Source organism: Rhizobacter sp. P2_G4, from assembly GCF_056403575.1.
The window spans coordinates 118206-142915 of the sequence record NZ_JBFUFG010000012.1; the positions used below are offsets into that span (position 1 = coordinate 118206).

29 protein-coding genes are annotated in these 24710 nt (G+C 67.0%); 6 read left to right on the forward strand and 23 right to left on the reverse strand.

Features of this window, described 5'->3' with window-relative positions; genetic code table 11:
- Positions 1-78: 78 nt before the first annotated feature.
- Entirely contained in the window at positions 79-837 is a 759-nt protein-coding gene (mddA, locus tag AC1DYS_RS28115) for a methanethiol S-methyltransferase (RefSeq protein WP_477904840.1), read from the forward strand.
- Between the two features lie 21 nt (positions 838-858).
- Here the strand turns inward: mddA and AC1DYS_RS28120 are convergent, their stop codons facing one another.
- From AC1DYS_RS28120 to AC1DYS_RS28195, 16 genes are all read right to left on the reverse strand, one after another.
- On the reverse strand, positions 859-1293 hold the full coding sequence (locus AC1DYS_RS28120; protein ID WP_477904841.1) for a PaaI family thioesterase: 435 nt from the start codon (positions 1291-1293) through the stop codon (positions 859-861).
- A complete protein-coding gene (locus AC1DYS_RS28125) occupies positions 1290-2312 on the reverse strand; it encodes a tripartite tricarboxylate transporter substrate binding protein (RefSeq protein ID WP_477904842.1) in 1023 nt (340 codons plus the stop codon). The genes AC1DYS_RS28120 and AC1DYS_RS28125 overlap by 4 nt, the downstream gene beginning before the upstream one ends.
- 18 nt (positions 2313-2330) lie before the next feature.
- A complete protein-coding gene (locus AC1DYS_RS28130) occupies positions 2331-2696 on the reverse strand; it encodes a PaaI family thioesterase (protein ID WP_477904843.1) in 366 nt (121 codons plus the stop codon).
- Positions 2697-2740: 44 nt separating this feature from the next.
- Positions 2741-4273: a class I adenylate-forming enzyme family protein gene (locus AC1DYS_RS28135; protein WP_477904844.1), complete on the reverse strand. Its 1533-nt coding sequence runs from the start codon at positions 4271-4273 to the stop codon at positions 2741-2743.
- A gap of 2 nt (positions 4274-4275) precedes the next feature.
- Positions 4276-5085, reverse strand: a complete 810-nt coding sequence (locus AC1DYS_RS28140; RefSeq protein ID WP_477904845.1) for an SDR family oxidoreductase — start codon at positions 5083-5085, stop codon at positions 4276-4278.
- Positions 5082-6236 (reverse strand): acyl-CoA dehydrogenase family protein, encoded by a 1155-nt coding sequence (locus tag AC1DYS_RS28145; RefSeq protein WP_477904846.1) that lies wholly within the window; start codon positions 6234-6236, stop codon positions 5082-5084. The genes AC1DYS_RS28140 and AC1DYS_RS28145 overlap by 4 nt, the downstream gene beginning before the upstream one ends.
- 19 nt (positions 6237-6255) lie before the next feature.
- The gene (locus AC1DYS_RS28150) at positions 6256-7161 is read right to left on the reverse strand and encodes an SDR family NAD(P)-dependent oxidoreductase (protein WP_477904899.1); all 906 of its coding nucleotides are present in this window, start codon (positions 7159-7161) and stop codon (positions 6256-6258) included.
- Positions 7162-7173: 12 nt separating this feature from the next.
- Positions 7174-7962 carry an enoyl-CoA hydratase/isomerase family protein gene (locus tag AC1DYS_RS28155; protein WP_477904847.1) on the reverse strand — a complete coding sequence of 263 codons (789 nt, stop codon included), beginning with the start codon at positions 7960-7962 and terminating at the stop codon, positions 7174-7176.
- Positions 7962-9650, reverse strand: a complete 1689-nt coding sequence (locus tag AC1DYS_RS28160; protein ID WP_477904848.1) for a long-chain-fatty-acid--CoA ligase — start codon at positions 9648-9650, stop codon at positions 7962-7964. Before AC1DYS_RS28160 ends, AC1DYS_RS28155 begins: the two co-directional genes overlap by 1 nt.
- Entirely contained in the window at positions 9647-10798 is a 1152-nt protein-coding gene (locus tag AC1DYS_RS28165) for an acyl-CoA dehydrogenase family protein (RefSeq protein WP_477904849.1), read from the reverse strand. The genes AC1DYS_RS28160 and AC1DYS_RS28165 overlap by 4 nt, the downstream gene beginning before the upstream one ends.
- Entirely contained in the window at positions 10795-11208 is a 414-nt protein-coding gene (locus AC1DYS_RS28170; RefSeq protein ID WP_477904850.1) for a MaoC family dehydratase, read from the reverse strand. Before AC1DYS_RS28170 ends, AC1DYS_RS28165 begins: the two co-directional genes overlap by 4 nt.
- The gene (locus tag AC1DYS_RS28175; RefSeq protein WP_477904851.1) at positions 11201-11644 is read right to left on the reverse strand and encodes a MaoC family dehydratase N-terminal domain-containing protein; all 444 of its coding nucleotides are present in this window, start codon (positions 11642-11644) and stop codon (positions 11201-11203) included. The genes AC1DYS_RS28170 and AC1DYS_RS28175 overlap by 8 nt, the downstream gene beginning before the upstream one ends.
- A complete protein-coding gene (locus AC1DYS_RS28180) occupies positions 11641-12828 on the reverse strand; it encodes a lipid-transfer protein (protein WP_477904852.1) in 1188 nt (395 codons plus the stop codon). The genes AC1DYS_RS28175 and AC1DYS_RS28180 overlap by 4 nt, the downstream gene beginning before the upstream one ends.
- A 120-nt stretch (positions 12829-12948) precedes the next feature.
- The gene (locus AC1DYS_RS28185; protein ID WP_047497830.1) at positions 12949-13953 is read right to left on the reverse strand and encodes an AraC family transcriptional regulator; all 1005 of its coding nucleotides are present in this window, start codon (positions 13951-13953) and stop codon (positions 12949-12951) included.
- A gap of 9 nt (positions 13954-13962) precedes the next feature.
- Entirely contained in the window at positions 13963-15147 is a 1185-nt protein-coding gene (locus tag AC1DYS_RS28190; RefSeq protein ID WP_477904853.1) for a CaiB/BaiF CoA transferase family protein, read from the reverse strand.
- A gap of 2 nt (positions 15148-15149) precedes the next feature.
- A complete protein-coding gene (locus AC1DYS_RS28195) occupies positions 15150-16124 on the reverse strand; it encodes a Bug family tripartite tricarboxylate transporter substrate binding protein (protein WP_477904854.1) in 975 nt (324 codons plus the stop codon).
- Positions 16125-16369: 245 nt separating this feature from the next.
- Between AC1DYS_RS28195 and AC1DYS_RS28200 the strand changes: the two genes are divergently transcribed.
- The 5 genes from AC1DYS_RS28200 (at position 16370) to AC1DYS_RS28220 (ending at position 20832) form a co-directional block, all read left to right on the forward strand.
- Positions 16370-16921, forward strand: a complete 552-nt coding sequence (locus AC1DYS_RS28200; protein ID WP_477904855.1) for a YbhB/YbcL family Raf kinase inhibitor-like protein — start codon at positions 16370-16372, stop codon at positions 16919-16921.
- A 95-nt stretch (positions 16922-17016) separates the two neighbouring features.
- The gene (locus AC1DYS_RS28205) at positions 17017-17904 is read left to right on the forward strand and encodes a helix-turn-helix transcriptional regulator (RefSeq protein WP_477904856.1); all 888 of its coding nucleotides are present in this window, start codon (positions 17017-17019) and stop codon (positions 17902-17904) included.
- Between the two features lie 38 nt (positions 17905-17942).
- On the forward strand, positions 17943-18971 hold the full coding sequence (locus AC1DYS_RS28210; RefSeq protein ID WP_477904857.1) for an RNA polymerase subunit sigma-70: 1029 nt from the start codon (positions 17943-17945) through the stop codon (positions 18969-18971).
- A gap of 107 nt (positions 18972-19078) precedes the next feature.
- Entirely contained in the window at positions 19079-19666 is a 588-nt protein-coding gene (locus AC1DYS_RS28215) for a dihydrofolate reductase family protein (RefSeq protein WP_477904858.1), read from the forward strand.
- Between the two features lie 104 nt (positions 19667-19770).
- Positions 19771-20832, forward strand: a complete 1062-nt coding sequence (locus AC1DYS_RS28220) for an extracellular catalytic domain type 1 short-chain-length polyhydroxyalkanoate depolymerase (protein WP_477904859.1) — start codon at positions 19771-19773, stop codon at positions 20830-20832.
- Between the two features lie 39 nt (positions 20833-20871).
- On the opposite strand, the gene AC1DYS_RS28225 is transcribed toward AC1DYS_RS28220, so the two are convergent.
- From AC1DYS_RS28225 to dfrB, 7 genes are all read right to left on the reverse strand, one after another.
- Positions 20872-21279, reverse strand: coding sequence for a VOC family protein (locus tag AC1DYS_RS28225; RefSeq protein WP_477904860.1), 408 nt, complete (start codon positions 21277-21279; stop codon positions 20872-20874).
- A 78-nt stretch (positions 21280-21357) separates the two neighbouring features.
- A complete protein-coding gene (locus AC1DYS_RS28230; protein WP_477904861.1) occupies positions 21358-21768 on the reverse strand; it encodes an Imm63 family immunity protein in 411 nt (136 codons plus the stop codon).
- Positions 21769-21842: 74 nt separating this feature from the next.
- Positions 21843-22319 carry a CYTH domain-containing protein gene (locus tag AC1DYS_RS28235; RefSeq protein WP_477904862.1) on the reverse strand — a complete coding sequence of 159 codons (477 nt, stop codon included), beginning with the start codon at positions 22317-22319 and terminating at the stop codon, positions 21843-21845.
- A gap of 84 nt (positions 22320-22403) precedes the next feature.
- Positions 22404-22826, reverse strand: a complete 423-nt coding sequence (locus AC1DYS_RS28240; protein ID WP_477904900.1) for a PaaI family thioesterase — start codon at positions 22824-22826, stop codon at positions 22404-22406.
- Between the two features lie 635 nt (positions 22827-23461).
- Positions 23462-23953 carry a hypothetical protein gene (locus AC1DYS_RS28245; RefSeq protein ID WP_477904863.1) on the reverse strand — a complete coding sequence of 164 codons (492 nt, stop codon included), beginning with the start codon at positions 23951-23953 and terminating at the stop codon, positions 23462-23464.
- Positions 23954-24052: 99 nt separating this feature from the next.
- Positions 24053-24427, reverse strand: coding sequence for a GFA family protein (locus AC1DYS_RS28250; RefSeq protein WP_477904864.1), 375 nt, complete (start codon positions 24425-24427; stop codon positions 24053-24055).
- 44 nt (positions 24428-24471) lie between these two features.
- Positions 24472-24708: a trimethoprim-resistant dihydrofolate reductase DfrB gene (gene dfrB, locus AC1DYS_RS28255; protein WP_477904865.1), complete on the reverse strand. Its 237-nt coding sequence runs from the start codon at positions 24706-24708 to the stop codon at positions 24472-24474.
- Positions 24709-24710: the final 2 nt, after the last annotated feature.

Sequence of the window (24710 nt, forward strand, 5' to 3'; positions counted from 1 at the left end):
CGGGTGCACTCGACCTGTCGTTTCGATGCGGGGCGCAGGTCCGACTCGTCCTCAACCTTTTGATTCCGGGAGATCGATATGTCATTCCTCGCTGCCCTCTACGGACTGGTGGTCTACGTCTTCTTCCTCGCCACCTTTGTCTACGCCATCGGCTTCGTCGGCAACCTGCCGCTGCTGCCCAAGACCATCGACAGCGGCGCCACCGCGCCGCTCGTGGAAATACTCGCCGTCAACCTCGGGCTGCTCAGCCTCTTCGCCGTTCAGCACAGCGTGATGGCACGGCGCGGCTTCAAACGCTGGTGGACGAAGGTGATTCCCGAATCGGTGGAACGCAGCACCTTTGTCCTCGCGGCAACAGCTGTGCTCGCCTTGCTGCTGTGGCAATGGCGGCCCCTGGCCGAGCCGGTGGTGTGGTCGGTCACCGACCCCATCGGTCGCCTCGTCCTGCAGGCCGTGTTCTGGATCGGCTGGGGCGTGCTGCTGACCAGCACCTTCCTCATCAACCACTTCGAGCTCTTCGGCCTGCGGCAGGTGTGGGCGAACCTGCGCGGCCAGGCGCTGCCGGCGCCGGTGTTTCACACGCCACTCTTCTACCGCCACGTGCGGCACCCGATCTACCTCGGCTTCGTGCTCGGCTTCTGGGCCACGCCGCAAATGACCGCCGGCCACCTGCTGTTCGCCGCGGCCAGCACGGGCTACATCCTGATCGGCATCTGGTTCGAGGAGCGTGACCTCGTCGCGCAGTTCGGCCAGCGCTACGAGGTGTACCGCCGGCAGGTCGGCATGCTGGTGCCCAAGCTCGGCTCACGCAACCGCAAAGGGCCCGCGCAGTCTTGAAAGCGATGGTGGAGAAACAGCTCAGCCGGGCGCTTCGTTGACGTGCTGTCCGCCCGGCTCGCGGTAGCGAAAGGTGCCCATGGCGCGGGCGACGACCCGGCCATCGGCGTCGGCCACGTCGGCCTCGCAGAAGCACACCGATCGCCCGCCGCCGGTGGCGCGGCCGGTGGCAGTGAGCCGGCCCGTCGCCGGGCTCATGAAGGCGACTTGGATGTCGATGGTCACGACCTCTCGGGCGAAGTCGATGCGGCTCAGCGCGGCGTTGGCCATCGCGTTGTCGAGCAGCGTCATCACCACGCCGCCATGGCCGCCGCCGTGGTTGTTCATCAGCTCGGGCAGCAGGTCGACCACCACCACGGCCACGCCGTCGGCCGCGCTTTCACGCCGTGCGCCCAGCCACGCGAGAAAGGGAATGTGGCGCTCGGCAAGCGCGGCCGGAATGGCGGCGTCGTTCATTCCGGCTTGAACCCGCTCTCGTCGAGCATGGTCTTCTCCTTCACCAGCTGCGCCTCGGCATAGCTGCGATACGCCGGCCCCGAGCGGTAGTTCGGGGCCATGTCGAACTCCTCCAGCATGCGCTTGTAGTCGGGGTCGTCCATCGCCTTCTTGAAGGCCGAGTGCAGGCGCGCAGCGACGGCGGGGTCGAGGTTCTTCGGCGCGACGAGCCCGATCGGCGACTCGATGACGAAGTCGTGGCCCAGCTCTTTCATCGTGGGCACCTGCTGCCAGCGCTTCAGGCGCTGCTCGGTGAAGGTGGCCAGCACACGCACCTTGCCGGAGACAGCCATCGGCCCGAACCCGGGGTCGCCGTAGACGTCGAGGTGGTGGCCGAGCAGCGCCTGGAAGGCTTCGCTGCCACCCTTGTACGGAATCATGTTGAAGCGCACGCCGACCGACTTGGCGAGCCGCTCGGCATAGATTCGGTTGACGCTGATCGCGCCGACGTTGCCCCAGCTGATGAGGCCCGGCCGCGCCTTCGCATCGGCCAGCAGCTCGGCCAACGTCTGCCACTTCGCATCGGCCGCGACGCTGATGCCGGTGGACAGGTCGGCGAGGCCGAGCAGGTAGGTGAAATCTTTCAGCGGGTCCCACGGCGTCTTCATCAGCAGCGGCTGGCGGATCACCGAGTTGTGCATCACGGCGATGGTGTGGCCGTCGCTCTCGGTCATCGTCGCGAGGCTCGCGGTGCCGGTGACACCGCCGCCACCTGGCTTGTGCATCAGCACGATGGGCTGGCCGAGGTCCTGACTCGCGGCATTGCTCAGCGCGCGCAGGATGGGGTCGAACGACCCACCAGGCGGGAATGGCAGCACCAGCGTGATGGGCTTGCTCGGGAAGGTGTTGGCGCGCGCCGAGCGTGCGGCCGTCAGCCCGACCGCCGCCGCGGCGGCACCGAACAGATGGCCGATCGCGGTGCGCCGGTGGATGCCCGAACGCCGGGTCATGCCAGTGTTTCTTTTGTCATTGATCTTCATGTTTGTCTCCTTCTTTTTTCAACGGTGCGGCAGGTAGCGGAACGAACCCATGGCCCGCGCGACCAGGTGGCCGCCTTCATCGGTCACGCTGGCTTCGCACGAGGCCACGGCGTCGTCGACGGCGAGCACGAGCCCGTTGGCGGTGAGCCGGCCCTGGCCCGGGCGGATGAAGGTGCTGTTCATCGACAGCGTCACGGCCGTCATCTCGAAGTCGACTTTCGACACGGCGGCGCTGGCCATCGCCACGTCGAGCAGCGTCGCGACGATGCCGCCGTGCATCGCGCCGATCACGTTCTCGAACTCGGGCCGCGAATCGATAACGAAGCGTGCGCGGCCGGCTTCGGAGAACTCGCGCTGCATGCCGAGCAGGCGTGTGAAAGGCACACCCGCGAAAGCATTCCGGCGATCCGTGACACCGGCCTCCGTCGTCATCCCGCGCCCTTCCGCGCCTGGGCTCGCAGCTGCGTCTTCAACACCTTGCCGGCAGCCGACAGCGGCAGCGCCGCCACGAACTCGATGCTCCGCGGGCACTTGTAGCCGGCGAGCTGGCGCCGGCACCAGGCCGTGAGTTCGTCGCGCAGCGCCGGGCCATCGCTCGCCACGTGACCGGCGCGCAGCACGATGACCGCGTGCACCGCCTCGCCCCAGCGCTCGTCGGGGATGCCGATCACCGCGGCGTCGGCCACGGCCGCATGGCTGCGCAGCGCGGCCTCCACCTCCGCGGGGTACACGTTCTCGCCGCCGGAGATCACCATGTCCTTCAGCCGGTCGGCGATGCGCAGGTAGCCCTCGTCGTCCATGCGGCCGCCGTCACCGGTGTGGAACCAACCGCCGCGCAACGCCTGTGCGCTGGTGTCGGGCTGGCCCCAGTAGCCGCGCGTGACCATCGGCCCGCGCACGATGATCTCGCCCACCGTGCCGCGCGGCACGTCGCGGCCCTGCTCGTCGACGATGCGGATCTCGGCGCCCAGCCCGGCGCGGCCCACCGACGCGAGCCGGCCGTTTTCACGCCCTTGCGGCGTGTGGTTCTCCGGCAGGTTGATGCACACCGCACCTGCGGTCTCGGTGAGCCCGTAGGCCTGGAAGAACTCCGCACGCGGCCACGCGGCGAGCGCACGGTCGAGCAGATCGGGCGGCATCGGTGCGGCACCGAAGGCGATGCGCGTCAGGCTCTGCACGCGCACCGCGTCGAACGACGGCTCGTCGAGCAGCGACTGCAGCATGCTCGGCACGACGACGATGTCGCTGATGCCATGGCGGCCGATCGCCTCAAGCACCAGCGCCGCGCGGAACTGCGGCATCGTGATGCAGCTGCCGCCGACGATGCTTTGCCCGATCAGCCGACCGAGCCCCGCGACGTGGAACAGCGGCGCCACCAGCAGCGTGACACTGTCGGGCGAGTTGTTCAGCTCCGCGCCACGCACCATCGCCGCACACCAGAAATTGGCATGCGACAGCATCACGCCCTTGGCGCGGCCGGTCGTGCCACCGGTGTAGAGGATGGCGGCCAGCGCGTCGCCACCGGTGCGCGTGTCATCGAGCGGCTCACAGTCTTGCGCTTGCGCGGCCAGCGCTTCGGTGGGCAGCACGGCACAGATGTCGTGCAGCTCTGCGGCCACACCCGCGAAGATGGTGTCCACCAGCAGCAACCGGGCGCCGCAGTCACCGAGCGCATGGCGCAGCTCCGCCGCGCTCCAGCGCACATTGAGCGGGCACGCCACCGCGCCCAGCCACCAGCAGGCGAAGAGCTGCACGATGAGTGAATCGTTGTTCGGCGACAGCATCGCGACACGGTCGCCGGCACCCACGCCGCGAGCCTGCAGCGCCGCAGCGTGGCAGGCGATGCCCGACACGAGGCGCTCGAAGCTGTGCTCGCGCTGAGCGTCGGCCGCCACGTGGCGCAGCGCTACCTTGGCGGGGTGGCGCTGCAGCGCGCGGTGAAGCGATTGCGTGAGGTACATCGTCAGGCCTCTCGACGCGTGGCTTCCCATGCCGAGCTGAAGTCGCGCGGGCCCGACAGCGAGATGCCACCGTCCACCGGCAGCACGACGCCGGTGATGTAGGCACCGAGTGGCGAACTCAACACCATCGCGATGCCGGCGATGTCGTCCACGCTGCCGTAGCGGCGCAGCGGCACGCGCTCCGTCATGCGCGCACGCTCGGCGTCGGTGGGCGCGAGCCGCCGCATGCCCTCGGTGCCGTCGATCGGCCCCGGCACGATCGAGTTGACGCGGATGCCGTCACCGCCCCACTCCATGGCCAGCGTGCGCGTCAGCATGTCGGCGCCGGCCTTGGCCGCGCACACGTGCGCCTGGTACGGCGTCGGCACGAAGGCCTGCGAGGCGGAGATGCTGATGACCGACGCGCCCGGCTTGCGCAGGTACTCGTGGGCGCCGCGCATCACGTTGAAGTTGCCGAGCAGGTCGATGTCGACCACCGTCTTGAATCCGTTGGCCGACATGCCAAGCACCGGCGCAAGAAAGTTGCCCGCCGCGCCAGAGACCAGCACGTCGATGGGGCCGAAGCGCGCGTGCGCCTGCTTGAGTGCGTCGGCCACCGCGGCAGCGTCGCGCACGTCGGCGCTGTAGCCCTCGGCCGCGCCACCGTGGCGGCGCAGCTGCTCCAGGGCCCCGTCGATGCGCTGCTGCGATCTGCTGAGGATGGCCACCGAAGCACCATGCCGCGCGAACGCATCGGCGATGCCGAGGTTGATGCCGCTGCTGCCGCCGGCGATGAACACCGCCTTGCCGGAGAAATTGAAGGCGCTGCTCATCGCTGTGCTTCCTTAATCATGCCGCGCGCGATCACGATCTGCTGGATCTGGCTCGTGCCTTCGTAGATGCGGAACAGGCGCACGTCTCGGTAGTAGCGCTCGATGCCGTTGTCGGCCACGTAGCCGGCACCGCCGTGGATCTGCACCGCGCGGTCGGCCACGCGGCCCACCATCTCGGAGGCGTAATACTTGCAGCACGCGGCCTCGGTGCTCACGTCTTCGCCGGCATCGCGCCGGCGTGCCGCGTCGATCACCATCGTGCGCGCCGCATAGAGCTCGGTGCGGCTGTCGGCCAGCATCGCCTGCACGAGTTGGAACTCGGCGATCGGCTGGCCGAACTGCTTGCGCTCCATTGCGTAGCGCAGCGTGTCGCGCAGCAGCCGTTCGGCCACGCCGACGCACACCGCGGCGATGTGGATGCGGCCCTTCTCGAGCACTTTCATCGCCGTCTTGAAACCCCGACCCTCGACGCCACCGATCACGTTGGCAGCCGGCACGCGCACGCCGTCGAAGATCACGTCGCAGGTGTGGGCGCCTTTCTGGCCCATCTTGCGGTCGACCTTGCCGAGCGAAATTCCCGGCGTCTTCGCATCGACGATGAAGGCGGTGACGCCGGCGGCCCCCTTCTGCTCGGGGTCGGTGCGCGCCATCAGCGTGAACATGCCGGCCTCGGGCGCGTTGGTGATGAAGCGCTTGCTGCCGTCGATCACGTAGTGGTCGCCGTCGCGCTTGGCACGCGTGCGGATGGAGGCGGCGTCGGAGCCCGATTCGGGCTCGGTCAGCGCGAACGAGGCGATCAGCTCGCCGCTCGCGAGCCGCGGCAGCCAGCGGTCCTTCTGCTCGGGCGTGCCATCCATCAGGATGCCCTGCGAGCCGATGCCCACCGTGGTGCCGATCAGCGAGCGGAAGGCCGGTGCCGTCTGGCACAGCTCGATCATCACCAGCGACTCTTCCTCCATCGTGAGGCCCAGGCCGCCGTACGACTCGGGGATGGTCAGGCCGAAGAGGCCCATGGTCTTCATGTCGCTCACGATGTCGGCCGGGATCGTGTCGGTCTCGGCGACGATGTCTTCGGCCGGCGCCAGGCGCTCGCGCACGAAGCGGCGCACGGTGTCGAGCAAGGCGGTGAGTATTTCGGGGTCGCGGATCATGGCGTGGCTCCCGGCGGTGTCAGACCGGGTCCCAGGTGAAGACGTCCGACGAGCGGTCGAGCCCGTAGAACGACCCCTTCAGCGCCGGCAGGGCGTGCTGCGCCACCGTCTCGGGCGTCCAGCCTTCACCGCGGTGCACCGAGCGGATAGGCCGCGGCTGGCTCATCAGGAAGATCTCGTTGTTGCGCACCGCGAAGACCTGGCCAGTGGCATCCGTCCCGGCATCGGCGAGCAGCGCCACCGCGAGCGGCGCGATCTTGGCCGGCGTCATCTGCTTCATGCGGTCGACGCGTGCCTTCTCGGCCTCGGTCTCCACCGGGATCGAGCCGATCATGCGGCTCCAGGCAAACGGCGCGATGCAGTTGGAGCGCACCTTGAATTTCTGCATGTCGAGCGCAATCGATTTCGACAGCGCCATGATCCCGAGCTTGGCCGCCGAGTAGTTGGCCTGGCCGAAGTTGCCGATGAGGCCCGAGGTCGACGTCATGTGCACGAACGCGCCCGACTCCTGCTCCTTGAAGTGGTTGGCCGCCGCCCGGCTCACGAAGTAGCTGCCGTACAGGTGCACCTTGATGACGGAGTCGAACTCCTCCACGCTCATCTTGTGGAAGAAGCGGTCGCGCAGGATGCCGGCGTTGTTGACCACGCCATCGAGGCCGCCGAAGCTGTCGAGTGCCGTCGTGACGATGCGCTGCGCCGCGTTGGCATCGGCCACGCTGTCGGTGTTGGCCACCGCCTCACCGCCGGCCGCGCGGATCTCGTCGACCACGCGCTGCGCCGGGCCCACGTCGTGGCCCTCGCCGGTCATCGAGGCGCCGACGTCGTTGACCACCACCTTCGCGCCTTCACGTGCCAGCGCCAGCGCGATGTCGCGCCCGATGCCACCACCCGCGCCGGTCACGATCGCGACCTTGCCTTCCATCATCTTGCTCATGTCTCACTCCTGTTTTGTCGGCCACCGAAAAGGGGCCGGTTGCTTGTCGAGAAAACGCGCCACCGCCGTCTGGTGCGGGGCGCTGCCGAAGCACAGGGCCTGTGCGTCGGCCTCCAGTTCGAGCATCGTGTGCAGGTCGGCCGGCGCTGCGGCAAGCGCGCGCTTGACCAGGCTCACTGCCATGGGCGAGGCGTGCACAAAGCTCGCCGCCAGCGCCTGCGCACGCTGCAGCAGGCCATCGGCCGGCACGATCTCGAAGACGATGCCCAGGGCCTTCGCTTCGTCGGCCGACAGCTCGCGCGCCGACAGCATCAGCTCCTTGGCGCGCTGCACGCCGACGATGCGTGGCAACGTGTAGAAGGCGCCGAAGTCGGGCACCAGGCCGACGCGCATGAACGACAGGCAGAAGCGCGCCTGTGGCGACGCGACGATAAAGTCGGCCGCCAGCGCGAGGCTGAAGCCAGCGCCGAAGGCCGGGCCGTCGACCGCGGCCACGACCGGTCGGTCCAGCATCAGCAGCGGCGCGAGCCAGGCATGGGCCTGCTTCATGCGCTGGCGCCAGCCCTCGTTGTCGAGCCCGGCCGACTGGATGTTGCGCAAGTCGCCGCCGCCGCAGAAGGCGCCGCCGGCACCGGTCAGCACCACCGCGCGCACGCTGCGGTCGGCGGCGATGTCGTGCACGCACAGCGAGAGTTGGTCGCGCAGCACTTCGTCGATCGCGTTCTTGCGCGCCGGCCGGTTCAGCGTGACGGTGGCAACACCGCCCACCTTCTCAAAGAGGACTGCATCCATCAGGCGCTCTCCTGTCTCTGTTCCTGTTCCTGTTCTTGCTCCTGCAGCTCGCGCCACAGGACCTTGCCGGTGCTCGACTTCGGCAGGCTGTCCACAAAGCGCACGGCACGCGGCGCCTTGTAGACCGCCATCACCTCGCGGCACCACGCGATCAGTTCTTCGCTGCTCAGCGAGGCGCCGGGCTTCAGCACGACGAGCGCCTTCACCGCCTCGCCCTGCCGCACATCGCGCGTGGCGATCACGCAGGCCTCTTGCACGGCGGGGTGGTCGTACAGCTTGTTCTCCACCTCGGCCGGCCATACCTTGTAGCCGGACACATTGATCATTCGCTTCAACCGGTCCTTCATGAAGAAGTAGCCGTCTTCGTCGACGACGGCAAGGTCGCCGGTGCGCAGGAAAAGCCTGCCGTCGATCTCGACGAAGGCCTGCGCGCTCGCCTGCGGCTGGTTCCAGTAGCCCGCCATCACCTGCGGCCCGTGGGTCACGATCTCGCCCACCTCGCCGGGCGGCAGGGGCTGCAGCGTCTCGGGGTCGACGATGCGCGAGTCGACACCCGGGCCGGGCACGCCGAGCGAGCCGCGCTTGTTGCGATGCAGCGGGTTGGCCTGCAGGAACGACGCCGTCTCCGTCATGCCATAACCCTCGTGGTAGACGATGCCGAAGCGGGTGCCCATGGTGTCGGCGATGGCATCGGGCATGGCGGCGCTGCCGCCGTGCACGAGCTTCAGGCTCGCCACCTTCTCTGGCGTGACGGCCGGGTTGCCGAAGAAGTCGATCAGCATCGCGGGCGGCGCGGCCCAGGTGGTCACGCGGTGGCGTTCGATCAGGCCGAGCGCGGCATCGCGGTCCCAGCGCGGCAACATCACGATGGTGGCGCCCAGCATCAGCGGCAGGTGCATGCCGTTCTGCATGCCGAGCGCATGGAACAGCGGCGCGATGCCGAGGAACACCGCGTCGCCGGACTGGCCACGCCACGCCGCCGCCGCGCGGTTGGCGGCCTGCACGCTGGCATGGGTGTGCATGCAGCCCTTGGGGCGGCCGGTGGTACCCGACGTGTAGGGAAGCACGGCCAGGTCGTGCGGCGCCGCGCGGTGCGGCAGCGCCTGCGCGCCGGTGGCGAGCGCCTCGTGCCAGCGCGTGAAGCGGGCGTCGTCGAGCGGCGAGCGCGCCTGCGTGACCCACGATGGGACCGGCATGTCGCCGGGGGTCGTCAGCGCGTCGGCATAGGTGATCACCACGGCGCGGCGCAACAGGCCGCGACGCACCACCGGCTGCAACCGGTCGAGCAGCTCCTGCGCGACCAGCGCGACGCTGGCGCCGCTGTCTTCGACGAGGTGGGTCACTTCGTCGGCTGTCCACATCGCGTTCACCGGCACCACCACCGCATCGGCACGCAGCACCGCATAGCTGGCGACGACGAACTGCGGGCAGTTCTGGCTGAACAGCAGCACGCGGTCGCGCGGCTTCACCTGCGCCACGTGCTGCAGCCAGCCGGCGAGCGCCTCGGCCTGCCGGGCGAGCTCGCCGTAGCTGAGCACGCTGTCGTAGAAGACGACGGCCGGCTTGTCGGGGTGGCGCTCGGCCGAGGCCGCGAGGCAATCCCAGAGGCTGCGGTCGGCCGGCGGCAAGGCCTTCGGCACGCCGGGTGGCCAGTGGGCGTGGTGCGCTTGGTGGGTCGACAAGCTCATACCTGTCGCTCCATCGATCGGGCGATGAGTTCCTTCATCACCTCGTTGGCCCCGCCCAGGATGCGCAGCACGCGTGCATCGGCATACAGGCGGGCGATGGGGTACTCCGTCATGTAGCCGTAGCCGCCGTGCAGCTGCAGGCACTCGTCGATGATGCGGCACAGCTTGTCGGTGGCAGACCACTTGGCCATCGCCGCGGTGGGCACGTCGAGCGTGCCGTCGAGCTGGCGCACGATGCAGGCGTCGACGAAGGCCTGCGTGATGGTCGCGTCGGTCTGGCATTCGGCCAGCTTGAAGCGGGTGTTCTGCATCGCGAGCAGCGGCTTGCCGAAGACCTGGCGCTGCGCCACATAGGCGAGCGTCTCGTCGATCGCCCTTTGCATCATCCCCACCGCGCCGATCGCGATCAACAGCCGCTCGCGCGCCAGCTGCTGCATCAGCTGCCGAAAGCCCAGGCCTTCTTCGTCGCCGAGCAGGTTCTCGGCCGGCACGCGCACGCCGTCGAAGAACAGCTCGGCGGTGTCTTGCCCGTGCTGGCCGATCTTCTCGAGCAAGGCCCCGCGGCGGAAGCCCGGCAGGTCGGCCGTCTCGACCATCAGCAGCGACACGCCCTTGGCGCCGCGCGCCGGGTCGGTCTTGACGACGACACACACCAGGTCGGCGTGGTGGCCGTTGGTGATGAAGGTCTTGGCGCCGGCGATCACGTAGTCGTTGCCGTCTCGCACGGCGCTCGTGCGCACGGCCTGCAGGTCGCTGCCGGCGCCGGGCTCGCTCATCGCGATGGCGGCCACGAGCTCGCCGGTGGCCATCTTCGGCAGCCAGCGCAGCTTCTGCGCCTCGCTGCCGTAGGCGAGCAGGTAGTGCGCGACGATGCCGCTGTGCACGTTGATGCTGAAGCTGTTGACGAGCGCACGGCCCTGCTCGTAGGCCACCACGGCCTCGTGCGCGAAGCTGCCGCCTGCGCCACCGTAAGCCTCGGGGATGCTGGTGCACAGCAGGCCCATCTCGCCGGCCTGGCGCCACACACTGCGGTCGGCCAGGTGCTGGCGGCGCCAGCGCTCTTCGAGCGGCGCGAACTCGCGCTCGAAGACCTTGCGCACGGTGTCGCGGAACTGCACGACGTCTTCGGTCATCCAACCGGCTGTCATGCGAGCTCCACCACCGCTTCGCCGGTCAGCTTGACGATGCCGCTCTGATCGGTGGCGCTGAGCGCGAGCCGCACTTGCCGGTCCGCGAGCTTCTCCGCCACGATGCCGCTGCAGGTGATGCGGTCGCCGACATGCGTGATCGCGACGAAGCGTGTGTCCAAGGCACGGATCGAACGCTGCGGCACCCAGCCGGTCACCAACCGCGCGAGATAGGCCATGCCCAGCATGCCGTGTGCGAACACGTCGTCGAGCCCGGCGCTGCGCGCAAAGTCGATGTCGACGTGGATGGGGTTGTGGTCGCCCGAGGCGCCGCAGTACAGCGCGAGCGTGAGGCGGCTGATCGGGTCGGTCGGCAAGGGTGGCAGCTCGGTGCCGACCCTCACCTCGTCGTAGCGAAGCAGTTCAGCCATTTCGCACCACCGTCACGCAGGTCAGTTCGGCCACCAGTGTGCCGTTCTGGTTGGTGACCCGTGTCTCGCGCCGCACGAACTCCAGCGCGCCGCCCTTCTTGTCGTAGATGTCGGCAATGCGCGGCTCGTAGCGGAGCTTGTCGCCCGCATGCGCTGGCGCGTGATAGCGAAAACGTTGCTCGCCATGCAGCAGACGGCGGTAGTCGATGCCGAGCAGCTCGCGCATCGCTGCCGGGTTGGGCTGCTCCATCTCGAGGCAGAAGAAGAAGGTCGGCGGCACCGGCAGGCCAGGGTGGCCGGCGTCGCGCGCTGCGCCTTCGTCGATGTAGACCGGGTCGCCGTTCCCGGTCGCCTTGGCGAAGAAGCGCAAGCGCCCGGCTTCGACCGGCACGATAAACGTCGGCAACTGATGCCCGATGTGGCGGCGATCGATCATTGAACTTTCTCGTACAAGGTGACGACGCAAGCGCCGCCGAGCCCCAGGTTGTGCTGCAGCGCGAGCCGTGCGCCTTCGACCTGCCGCTGGTCCGCATCGCCGCGCAGTTGCCACACCAGCTCAGTGCATTGCGCCAGGCCAGTCGCACCGAGCGGATGGCCCTTGGACAGCAGGCCGCCCGACGGATTGGTGACGACGCGACCGCCATAGGTGTTGTCGCCGTCGACGATGAACTTCTCGGCCGTGCCTTCGGGCGTCAGGCCGAGCGCCTCGTACGAGATCAGCTCGTTGGCGGTGAAGCAGTCGTGCAGCTCGACCACGTCGAGTGCCTCGGGACCGATACCGGCCGCCTCGTAGACCTGCGTCGCCGCGGCCCGCGTCATGTCGTAGCCGACGACTTTGCGCATGTCGGCGCCGTCGAAGGTGCTCGGCGTGTCGGTCGTCATCGCCTGCGCCGCGATGCGCACGCGCATGTCCAGCCCGTGGCGGCGCGCGAACTCTTCGGAGCAGACGATGGCCGCGGCGGCGCCGCAGGTCGGCGGGCAGCACTGCAGGCGCGTCAGCGGGTCGAACACCATCGGTGCGGCGAGCACCTCGTCGAGCGTGACGGTGTTGCGGAACACCGCGAACGGGTTGCGTGCGGCGTGCTGGCGGGCCTTGACGGAGATGCGCGCGAAGGTGTCGCGGCGAATGCCGTGTTCCTTGATGTAGTCGCGGCCGGCACCGCCGAAGAACTGCGACGCGCGCGGCGCCTTGTCGTCCCACTCTTGCAGCCGCGACATCGTCTCGGCGAAGCGCGCCACCGGCGAAGGGCGGTCGTCGTAGGCGCCCTTCAATGCGCCGGGCTGCATCTGCTCGAAACCCAGCGCCAGCGCGCATTCGACCATGCCGCTCTCGACCGCCTGGCGTGCGAGAAACAAGGCGCTCGACCCGGTCGCGCAGTTGTTGTTGACGTTGAAGACGGGGATGCCGGTCAGGCCCACGCCATAGACCGCTGCCTGGCCGGCGGTGGAGTCGCCGTACACATAGCCGACGTAGGCCTGCTCCACGAGCCGGTAGTCGACACCTGCGTCCTGCAACGCGGCGTTGGCGGCGCGCGCACCCATCACGGTGTACGGGTCGCTCGCACCCGGTTTGGTGAAAGGGATCATTCCGACCCCGACGACATGGACATTGCGCTTCACGATGACTCCTGTTGCATGGGCCTCAGGATGCGACTGCGCGCGCGCTGCGGCAATGACCATCGCCACCAAATCGATTGGCGCAAAGTTTCAGCGCTGGCTCAGCGCTGCGTCAGCGCCTGGTCACCGATGGCGGTGCCGGTACTCGCCGGGGGCGACGCCGGCCCATTTCTTGAACGCGCGGTGAAAGGTGCTCGCCTCCGAGAAGCCGAGCTGGTCGGCGATGTCGAGCAGCGTCATGTCGGGGCGCGCCAGGTACTCGATGGCCGCGTCGCGGCGCAGGTTGTCCTTCAATGACTGAAAGCCCTGGCCCTCTTCGCGCAGGCGGCGGCGCAGGGTCTGCGGCGTCATGCCGAGCACGCGGCCCACCTCGTCCAGCGAAGGCATCTCGCCGCGCAGGTGACTGCGCAGCAAGCGGCGGATGCGCTCGGTCACGCTGGTCTTGTCGCGGTACTTCACCAGCAGGTTGGCGGGGGCCAGTTGAAGGAACTCGCGCAGGCTCTGCGTGTTTTGCACCATCGGCAGCTGCAGCCAGCGGGCGTCGAACGACAGGCCGAAGTGCGGCTGCCCGTAGCGCACCTTGGCCTGGAACACGCGAGCGGTTTCGGTCACGTTCGGCGGCGGCGGGCCGCGGTAGTCGACACCCAGCAGCGGAATGCGCCGCGCCGCCAGCCACGACGACAGGCCGAAGGTGAAGAACATGAAGGTGCGCTCGGCGTACAGCAGCGAGGGCTCGGCAGGCAACGGCGTCACCACGCGGACGGTGGCCAGCCCGTCGGCCACGACGAGCCTTGCAATGAAGTCCGGCAGCTCGCCGTGGAAATAGCGGAAGCCCACACGCATGGCTTCGGCCAGGGTCGGCGTGTGGATCAGCAGCCGGCAGCATTGCGCAAAGCTGCCGAGCGGCAGCGGCTGGCTGCACAGGCCCCAGAACTCGTCGCGCAGGGCCCGCTGCACGACGCGCAACAGCCGCGCGTATTGCTCTTGCGAGACGCGCGCCAGCGGCGCCTCCATCAACGCGGCCGAGATGCCGGCGCGCTCCAGCAGCGGTGCAGTGGCCACACCGCGCCGCTCGGCGCCTTGCAGCACCTGCTCGACATGGTGGATCGCGATGGTGTGGTGGGTCACGCGCCCATGCTACGCCGCGCGCGCTGCACCACTCTCCAGCCAGGCGGCAATCGCCTCGTCGGTGCAACCGACCTCGCGCAACAGCTCGACCGTGTGCTCTCCGGGTTGCGGTGCATGGCGGCGCAGCTCGAAGCCATAGCGCGACATCTTCACCGGGCACGCGACCTGCGTCACCGGGCCGACGGTCGGGTGCACGCTGTCGATCACCATGCCGCGCGCCATGAAGTGCGGGTCGGACAACGCTTCTTCGAGCGTGTGCACGGGCGAGACGCAGCAGTCGGCATTCGCGAAGCGTGGCTCCCAGTGCGAGAGTGGCTTCGCGCCGAAGTGGGCCGCGAGTTCAGCGCGCACACGGGCTTCGATGGCAGCGTCACCGCTGCGGTGCAGCGGGCCGAGATCGGCGCGCCCGATCACCTCGCACAGCGTGACCCAGAACTTGCGCTCCAGCGCGCCGACGGCCAGAAAGCGCTCGTCGGCCGTGCGGTACACCGCGTAGCACGCGAGGCTGCCGGTGAGCGTGTCGCCGCCCGCGCGGCGCGTGCTGCCGTGCGTGGCCAAGGTGGCCAACGGCATCACCGCATGCGCGAGTGCGCCGTCGGCCATCGCGATATCGATGTGGCGGCCCTGGTCCGTGCGCGCAGCGTCGAACAGCGCGGCGAGGATGCCCATGGCGGCCGTGAGAGCACCGCCCATCAGGTCGGCGATCGGCAGGTTCGAGAGCGCCAGCGTGTCTGCGTCGATGCCGACCTGGTCGGCCACGCCGGCATGGCCGCAGTAGTTGAGGTCGTGGCCCGGCCGGTCGCGGTAGGGGCCGCTCTGGCCGTAGCCGGTGAGGCTGCAGTAGACGATGCGTGGGTTGACAGCCGCCACCTCGTCGTAGCCCAGGCCGAGCCGCACCATCGCGCCGGGGCGAAAGCCTTCCACCACCACGTCGGCGGTGCGTGCGAGCTGCAGGAAGGCCTCGGCACCTTCGGGTCGTTTCAGGTCGAGCTGCAGGCCGCGCTTGTTGCGGTTGACGATGGCGCGCAAGGGCGGCGGCGCGTAGTCGCCGGCACCGGTGTCCTCGATCTTCACGACGTCGGCGCCCAGGTCGGCCAGGTGCATCGTGCACACCGGGCCGGGCACCAGGCGCGTGAGGTCGAGCACGCGCACGCCGTGCAGCGGCGGTTGATTCGCGCCCATGCTCAAACCCATGCTCACTCCAGCCGGATGTTGGTGTCCTTGATGATGCGGGCGTACACCGCCGCGTCGGACTTGACGACGCGCGCAAACGAATCGCCCGTCAGCTCGCCCGGCGTCATGCCCAGCGCTTCGATCCGTGCCACCACGTCGGGCAGGTGCAGGATGCGGCTCACCTCGGTGCTGAACTTGGCCGTGATGGGCGCCGGCACGCCGCTCGGCATGAAGAGCCCGAACCAGCCGATCGGCTCGAAGGAATGAAACCCGAGCTCGGCGAAGGTCGGCACGTTGGGCAGCGCCTTGTTGCGTTGCGCGCCGGTCACCGCCAGTGGCTTCAGGAACTCGAGGTGCGGCCGGGCGGTGGCCATGTCGATGAACGCCGACGTGAGCTGCCCGCCGCGCAGGTCTTGCAGCAGCGGCGCGGCGCCCTTGTACGGCACATGCGCCAGGTCCGTGCCGGCTTGCAGGTTCAAGAGCGACCCCTGGATGTGCGACGAAGTGCCCGTGCCGTACGAGCCGTAGTTGTACTTGCCCGGGTTGGCCTTCACCAGCGCCACGAACTCCTTCACCGAAGCGGCCGGCGACGACGGCGGCACGAACAAGACCGAGTTCGTCGTTGCCACCTGCACCAGCGGCTGCAGGTCCTTCAGCGCGTCGTACGGCAGGTTGGGCATCAGCGCCGGCACCTGCACGATCGCCGTGATGCCGAGCAGCACCGTCTGGCCGTCGCGCGGCGACTTGGCCACCATGTCGTTGCCGATGGTGCCGGAGGCGCCGGGCTTGTTCTCCACCACCACCGTCTGTTTCCACGACTCCTGCAGCTTGGTGGCGATGAGGCGCGCCAGCGTGTCGGTGGCTCCGCCCGCGGGGTACGGCACGATGATGCGCAGCGGCTGGCTCGGGTAGCTGGCCGCGCCTTGCGCCAGGGCGCTGCCGGTCGCAAACATCGCCAGCACGACCGCGAGCGCACGCCGGGTGAACGAGGGTTTCATGCTTGTCTCCTTCTGTAATTTGCACCCATTGGAAGCGGCGGGTTGGGCCATCGCAATGGCGTGTCGGCGCAACGCCATTGGCCGAAACGATCAGACCAGAGCGGCGACACGCCATCCGCTCACATTGAGCGGATGGCGATAGAACTTGATCGGCTGCGAGCGGCGGCCATTCCGCCCGACGCAGACACTGGCATTGCTCCCTCCAACCCCATACAGAACCCATCCAGGACCCAACAGGACCCGACATGCCCAAGACATTCTTCATGGCGAGCGCATCGCTCGCGCTCTCTCTCGCCTGCGCCGCCGCGCACAGCCAGGACTTCAAGGTGGTCAGTAACAGCGTGGTTGACGGCCGCTTCGCATCGGCGCAGTACGCCAACGTCTTCGGTTGCACCGGCAAGAACGTGTCACCGCACATCGCGTGGCAAGGCGCACCGCAAGGCACCAAGAGCTTCGTCGTGACGGTGTACGACCCCGACGCGCCCACCGGCTCCGGCTGGTGGCACTGGGTGACCGCCAACATTCCGGCCAGCGTGACCGAGCTGAAGGAAGGCGCCGGCAGCACGGCAGGCGGCATGCCCGCGGGCGCACTCGCGGTGCGCGGCGACACCGGCCTGCCGGGCTTCACCGGACCCTGCCCGCCGACGGGCGAGGTGCACCGCTACGTCATCACCGTCAACGCGCTGAAGGTCGACAAGCTCGATCTGCCGGCGCAGGCCACGCCTGCGATGCTGGGCTTCATGACGCTGAGCGCCTCGCTCGGCAAGGCGCAGATGACGGTGCTGGGCAGCCGCTGAGGCACGGCTCAACCATCGGGTCACGCAGCATGGGCGCGTACAGTTCCGACCCTGCCTTGCATGCGTGCGTGAGGCAGGGGCGCGAGAGGCTGAACATGACACAAGCGAGTGAATCCGACGAACCCTCCGTCGCTGACGGCCACGGGCCGCGCATCGTCGTGCGCCCTGGCGTCGGCGCGGCGGCTGGCGTGCTGCAGCAGCAGGCCTTGGAGTTCAAGCGCCTGTTCATCGAGAACCCGGTGCTGATCTTTGTCGAGCGTGGCCTGAAGACCATTCGCTGGCCCGGCGGCGAATGCGTCATCCCGCCCGGGCAGGCAATCGCCCTCGCGGGAGGACAGTCGCTCGACGTCACCAACAAGCCGGAAGCCGACGGAAGCTACCGCGCCCACTGGCTGGTGTGGGACGACACTTTGCTTGCCGCGCATGCCGACGCGCACCCGCACCTGGCAGTCATCCGGAACGCGTTGCCGATCACGCCTGGCTCGGACGAATTCGCTGCCGCATTCCACCGTGCCACCCAGGCGGTGGAAGACGCCGCGCTGCCGACCGCCGTCGCGCGCCATCGCCTGGGCGAACTGCTGCAGTGGATCGGCACCTTCGGCAGCCGCTTGGAGCAGGTCCAGGCGCTGATGCTGTCGATCCAGGTCCGGCGCCTGATCGGGCAAGACATGGCGCGCGACTGGAGCGCCAACGCGGTGGCGTCGGCCTTCGCGATGAGCGAAGCCACGCTGCGCCGCAAGCTCGCCGACGAAGGCACCAGCCTGAGCACCATCCTGGTCGACGCGCGCATGTCTTTCGCGTTGACGCTGCTGCAGTCGACGGCGCAACCCGTCACGCAGATCGCGCTCGCGGTCGGCTACCAGACGCCCTCGCAATTCGCAGTGCGCTTTCGCGACCGGTTCGGCTTCGTGCCGACCGCCGTTCGCGGCCATCGGCGGGCGGCGCCGGATGCGAGCGCGCTGGGCATGCCTGTCACGTCCTGAGGGGCGACACCGCCGGCGCGGGCCTTCAGAATGCCGGCATGCCCCTTCACCTCGACTCCACCGAGCCCGATGGGTTGTCGCAAGCCCGCGCGGGCGACTCCTCCGCTTTCGATCGCCTCGTCGTACCCCACCGCGGGCCGCTGCATGCCCATTGCTACCGCATGCTCGGCTCGCCCCACGATGCGGACGATGCCTTGCAGGAAACCTTGCTCGCCGCATGGCGCGGCCTGCCCTCGTTCGAGGGCCGCAGTGCGCTCGGCACCTGGCTCTACCAGATCAGCACCAACGTCTGCCTGCGGCTGATCTCGCAGCGGCCGCGCCGCATCGAGTCGCCGGACTACGGTCCGGCCTTCCAGAGCACCGGCGACCTGGGCGAGATGGTGGCCGGGCCGGTGTGGCTGGAGCCGCTGTCCGACAACGAAGGCCACACACACGGGTCTCACGAAGATCCGGCATCAGCACTCGCCCGGCGCGAAAGCGTGGCGCTGGCTTTCGTCGCGGCGCTGCAGCACCTGCCCGGCACGCAGCGCGCGGTGCTGTTGCTGCGCGACGTGCTCGAATACTCCGCCAACGAAACCGCCGACATGCTGGGCACGTCCACGGCCTCGGTGAACAGCGCGCTGCAACGCGCACAGAAGACGGTGAAAGACAAGCTGCCTGCTGTCTCGCAAGCCTCGGAGTTGCAGGCGCTTGGGCAGGACGGCCTCGCCCGCCTGCTCGGCACGTTCGTGAGGGCCTGGGAAAGCCGCGACATCGACGCGCTGGTGCGCCTGTTCACCGAAGACGCCCGCTTCACCATGCCGCCGCTGCCGTCGTGGTTCGATGGGCTCGCCGGCGTGCGCATGTTCATCGTCGAGCGGGTGTTCGCCACGCCGTGGCGCCTGCTGCCGCTGCACGCCAATGGGCAGGTGGGCTTCGCCTGTTACCTGAAGGCGGACGGGGATGACCGGTTCCGTCTGGGCGGCATCACGCTGCTGAGCCTGCGGCAGGGCCGCATCAACGGCCTGCACAGCTTTCTCGACCCGGCAGTGCACCGGCGTTTCGGACTGGCGGAAGAAATTTTCTGATCTGGTGCCAAAAGACCGATGAGTTTGGGCCGCGCCCTGTCTCTAAAGAAATGACACGGCGCCGGATGTCCCGGCCCGTGGCTCACTTCAACAAAGGCGACCCTCTCATGGCCAAGCTCATCGTCAGCAACCTCGTGTCCCTGGACGGCTTCTGCGCCGGCCCCGGTGGCGACCTCAGCGGCCTGCCGATGGGCCCGGCATTCGACGACTACAACGTCGCACTGCTGCGCAACGCCGGCACGCTGGTGTTCGGGCACACCACGTTCTCGATGTTCAGCGCCTTCTGGCCGCAGGTGGAGCGTGACGCCACGGCCGGCCCGGTGCTGCGCGAGATCGCCACGCTCACCGGTGCGATGGGCAAGTTGGTGGTCAGCGACACGCTCGAACTGGACAGCTCCAAACCCTGGGGCGACGCGCAGGTGGTGGGCCGGGCCGAGTCGCGTGCACGCATCGCGCAGCTCAAAGCCGGCAGCGGGCCTGACCTGCTGATGTTCGGCGGGCGCATGGTGGCGAACGACCTGTTGGCGCACGGGCTGGTCGACGAGCTGCACCTGCTGGTGGGCAACGTGGTGCTGGGTGACGGCGTGCGTGCGATCGAGCCCGGCTCGACCACACCGGTGAGGCTGCTGGACCATCGCCGCCTCGAGGGTTCGGACATCGTGGCGCTGCGCTACGCCTGCGGCGCAGCGCGATAGCGCCAGCACTCGCGCGGCGTTCACGAATAAGTCCAGCGGAGCACCCAGGCCGCGTAAGCCTTTCGCCGCGCAGGCCCAAGGCGGCGTCCCGCAAAATCGGACGCATGGCCAAACGCAGTCTCGCCAGCATGTGGGCGAAATCCTTCGAACGCAGCCTGACCGCATGGACACGCGAGAGCCTTCGCCAAGGCAGCAAGCAGATGGGCCGGGCCGTCAAGGCCACCACGAAGGCGGCTGTCGCGAAACGCAAGCCGCCGCCCGGCCCCGGCGACTGGGTGCCCGGCGTGGCCATGGGCCTCAACGGCATGCTGCGCTTTCGGCTGTATCGCCCGCCCGGCATCGGCTTCGCCGAGCGCTTGCCATTGATGGTGATGCTGCACGGCTGCGGGCAAGACGCGAAGGGCTTCGCCGTAAGCACCCGCATGAACCGCCTGGCCGCGCGCGAGCGCTTTCTGGTGCTCTACCCCGAGCAGGACCGCGTGGCCAACCCGCACGGCTGCTGGAACTGGTTCGACACGCGCAACGGCCGTGCATACAGCGAAGCCGCGCTCATCCTCAAAGCCATCGACCAGGTGTGCCTCTTCTACCCGGCCGACACCTCGCGCGTGGCGGTGCTCGGCCTCTCGGCCGGCGCCAGCATGGCCGCGCTGCTCGCCACGCGTTACCCGACACGCTTCAAGGCGGTGGTCATGCACTCGGGCGTGCCGCCAGGCGCCGCCGATTCCACCGCGAGTGCCATGCGCGCGATGCACGGGCGCCGTGCGCTGCCAGCGCTGTCGGCCGCACATGCCTTGCCGCCCTTGATGCTGATCCACGGCGAACACGACAGCGTGGTCTCGTCGCGCAACGCGCAGCTGAGCGCGAGCCTCTGGGCCGAGGCGGCCGGCGCGCAGGCGAGCGAGCCGCGCCGCGTGCAGCGCGGCCAGCGCCACGGCATGACCATCACCGACTACAAGCGCCGCGGCGGCCAGCCGGTGGCCCGGTTGGTGGAGGTCGACAGCCTGGGCCACGCCTGGAGCGGCGGCGCGCCCAGCAAGCCCTACAGCGACAGCCGCGGGCCGGATGCGTCGAAGATGGCGTGGTCGTTTGTGGTCAGCCAGTTCAAGCGCGAGCCGAATGTCGAGGCCACTGCCGTCACACGGGGCTGGCCCCCGCGCGCTGCGTAGCCGTGCGCTGCGCGGACAGATCGTCGCTCGATGGAAGGGCTAACCGGCTGGTGGGCCCTTGAGCTCGACGATATTGCCTTCAGGGTCGGTGAGATAGACAGAGGGACCTTCTCCCTCGGGTCCATAGCGCATCTCGACTGAGCCCATATCGATGCCGAACGACTCAAGATGCCTGCGAATATCGGCTTCGTCGAATGGCTCGACCCGCAAACAGAAGTGATCGAGATTTCGGCCCTCCCGCCCAGGGGCGACGCCACCCGCCTTGCCAAGTTTCCCTTCGACAGGCACCAGATCGATGATGGATCGGCCAGCGCGCAGCTGAATGAGGCCGATCTTGTCCTGCCGCCGTTCCACGGCGCAACCAAGCGCGTCGCAGTAGATGCGAAGCATGGCTTCGAGGTCGACCACGCGCAGAACAAGATGATCAATTTCGCGGATCTGGATCATGTGATTCGTACTGAAGCTGATTAACGTTGAATTCAGCGGCCACCTAATGCGGTCGGCTGGAATGGTGGGTTGGGCGACTCATGGCCTGAACGGGTGATCCTCGAGAACGCGCCGATGTTTTTCCTTGAGCCTTTCACCCCACGAAGGGTTCATGCCTTCCATCAGACGTTCTTGATACGGAAACCAAACGGACCTCCCGTCTATCCCGGGCAATCGGTTCCGGAGCTCGTACCGCGTGGCCATGTGCTGGGTCACACCTTCAAACAGAAGGTAGAGAACCTCGTCCGCAGAGAGATCTTTGATTCTCTCGAACTCAGATCCACGTTCGGTGACCACGAATTGAAACTTGCCAGCCGCCACTTCAATGTGAGGCGATCCGTCGTGCTGCGGGGTCGTGCAGAAGACCTTGAAGTGAGGCTCAACGTCCAAGCCGGCCGCAAGGGTTTGGAACTTCTCGGCGAGCTCAGCGAGGGATGCAAGGTCGCTCATGGCTCTGTCACCCAAGGTTTGAGATGAGATCCGACGCAAGGGCGCAGCCTTTGTGACGCCCTCTCGATGGAAGGTCAAGCGGCCGGCTTCGCATGCCACTGGCTGAACGGGTGCGCAGCCAAACTTGAGTTGAAGTACCGAGGGTCATGGGTGACCTCTTCTCCGAGCCACTCGGGCCTGGCGAAGACCTGATCTTCTGATTGCAGTTCAATCTCCGCGATGACGAGGCCGGCATTTTCACCAAGGAACTCATCCACTTCCCAGGTGGCTCCTTCGAGCACGATGACTCTGCGAATCTTCTCAACGATCGGCCCATCACTGAGCTTCAAGAGTTGCTCGCCATCAGCAGCAGGTACTTCGTATTCGAACTCTGCCCGCGAAGCGCCCACGGAGATACCTTTGATGGTCAGAAACGCTTGCTCTCCCGCAAGCCGTACCCTGACGGTTCGCTCCTTGTCGCGATTCAGATAACCCTGACTGAAGCGAACTCCGGGCGCTTGGCGCCACGTCATTCCGACAACCAGAAACTTGCGCTCGATCTCAATGCCCATGTGGCTTTCCAGGACGCTAACGTTTGAAACGGGAGGCGTCTCCCGGCTTGCCGAGTGACGCCCTCTCGATGGAAGGGTTCGGCGTCATGCGCGAATATTGGCGACAGTGGCTTGCATCAGCGCGACAACCTTGTACTCGTCACCTTGTCCAGCGAACGCCCTGACCTCACCGGTGCAGACCGTCAAAAGCTTCCCTGCGTTCTTCACCTTTCCGATGGCCAAAAAGCGTTCCCCGATGGCCGGCCTCACTAGGTTGATCTTGAACTCCGCCGTGACCACGTCGCATTCCGCCGGCGCCTTTGTCAGCGCAGCGTAGCCGCAGGCGCTGTCGAGGATGCTTGTAATTGCGCCTGCGTGGATGTAGCCACGCTGCTGCGTCAGCGCCGCCAGGAACGGCAAGCTGATGTGAACCTCACCATCTGCGACATGCACCAGTTGCGCACCCAAGGTCTTCATCAGCCCTTGCGCGTCGAAGCTGTTCGAAACGCGTTGGTGTAAATCACTCATGAGGTAGCTGTCGATGGTTGGGTTGATGGCGCCTAACGATGAGGGGAAACAACGGCGGCTGTCCGCGAGCAAACGCACGAACTGAGACACGCGCCGTTGGTTTATCCTCGATTGAAGGGCACCGCCAACGGATGCCTGTGAACTGCACAGACGTAGAGAGCCTCGGCGTTCGTTGCGGCTAGTGACGGAGGATGCCAAGGAACAAGAACAGCGTAAACCAGAGAAGCTGCAAGTAGCAGAGCAGATTAATTAACTGAAGACGATGAACCCACTTAGGGCCGCGATAGACCCGCATAGCGAGTGCGATGAGAAGTGGCGGTCCGAGAAGAGAGATGGCAGAGAGCAACACACCCGTAACGGGTGACAAAGGAGGCCTGCTGATACTGAGGAATCCAAAAATGGTCAGTCCGGCTAGAAGCACGCCATGCAAGGAGCCAAGCACCACTTCTTTAACGGGCGCGGACTTCGGAGCTGCGAAGAAGTAGACCAGACTGACCCAGCCGGATGCCAGAGGAATTAAGAAGAGAAGAGGCATAGCGCCCACGGTTTTTCCAGATGCCTACCGTTTGACAGGAACTGCGGACTGGGGCTGGCAAAGCCAGCCGGAGGACCAGAACGTCAGCTCCATGGAATGGTTAAAGCGCATTCGCGGCCTGCCTAAGACCAAGTCTTGCTGCCAGAGCCTCAACAAGATGCCTATCAGCTCGACGCTTTGTGATCCTGCTGTAGGCAAGGATGCCCGCGATCGCAAGAACGAGCGCTGCACCTAACTGGACCACGGAATCTGGATACGGCTTGAGCGAAAGACCAAAGACGACGAAATAGAAGGCCACAAACAGCGGGAAGAATATTGCCGAGCCGACCATCACGTCTTTGTATGTGGGGGCGGCGATCTCTCCTGTCTTGGTGTTTACCCAACCAACGAGGGTCTTCCAGTTCCCACTCTCCCTGAGAAGGGCAACCACAGATGTTCCGGCTTCAACCTCAGGCCATCCGGGCACTGCAACATACGCGCGATAGCGGCCGTTCAGCATAAAGCTGAAGTCAGTGAATCTTGGGATAGTGGAAGTGGCTCTGTGCCTGTGGACATGATCCACTTCCTCAAAATCGACATGCACTTCTTCCATGCACTCTAACGCTTTACATGAGGGGCAAATGAAAATGGGAGAAGCCCATGTGAAGCGGCCCATTCGATAGAAATTTAGACAACATCGCGTTGGAAGCGCTCAGTCGATGAACTTCCAAGTGTCCGCTCCATCGAAATGGCGTACCTGAACAGCCTCTTGGAGGCGTGGATCAAAGTTGTTGAGATTGACACCGTGCTTGCTGCCTGGCTCAGGGACAAGTGGCTCCCAGTGCGTGACACACCCGCAGGTTTTGCAACGCACAGTGCGTAGCGTCTTGTCGCCCCAAGCGTACTCGGCCGTATTCTCCGGGTGTCCATCTATCCGAACCGTCCCGAACTCGTAGTACGCCCAGAGTCCGCCAAGTCGACGGCAGAGCGAACAATTGCACTTGGTGGCCTTCTCCGGCGCTGAGGGCAGGGTGAGACGAACTGCACCGCAGTGACATGAACCTTGCAGTAGTTGTTCTTCCGTCATGGTGAACTCGCTCTGGTTTCTTGTAGCGCTAACGCGCGCCGAGGTTAGGCGACGCGCTCAAGCGCTGCCACTGGGTAAATTTGCACAGAGCCCGGATGCGCTTCGGACTCGACGGCATAGCCTTCTGGCGTCAGCTGTGTGCTGTACCAGCCGACGATACGGCCCTGCCACGCGGCGCCAGACTTTTTACGAACGCGGTCTCCCAGCGCAAACGTCGCAGGAAATGGCGGTTGGATCATGTGATCGTGGGATGCACCGACGGCGACGCTACTCTGTTCCATAT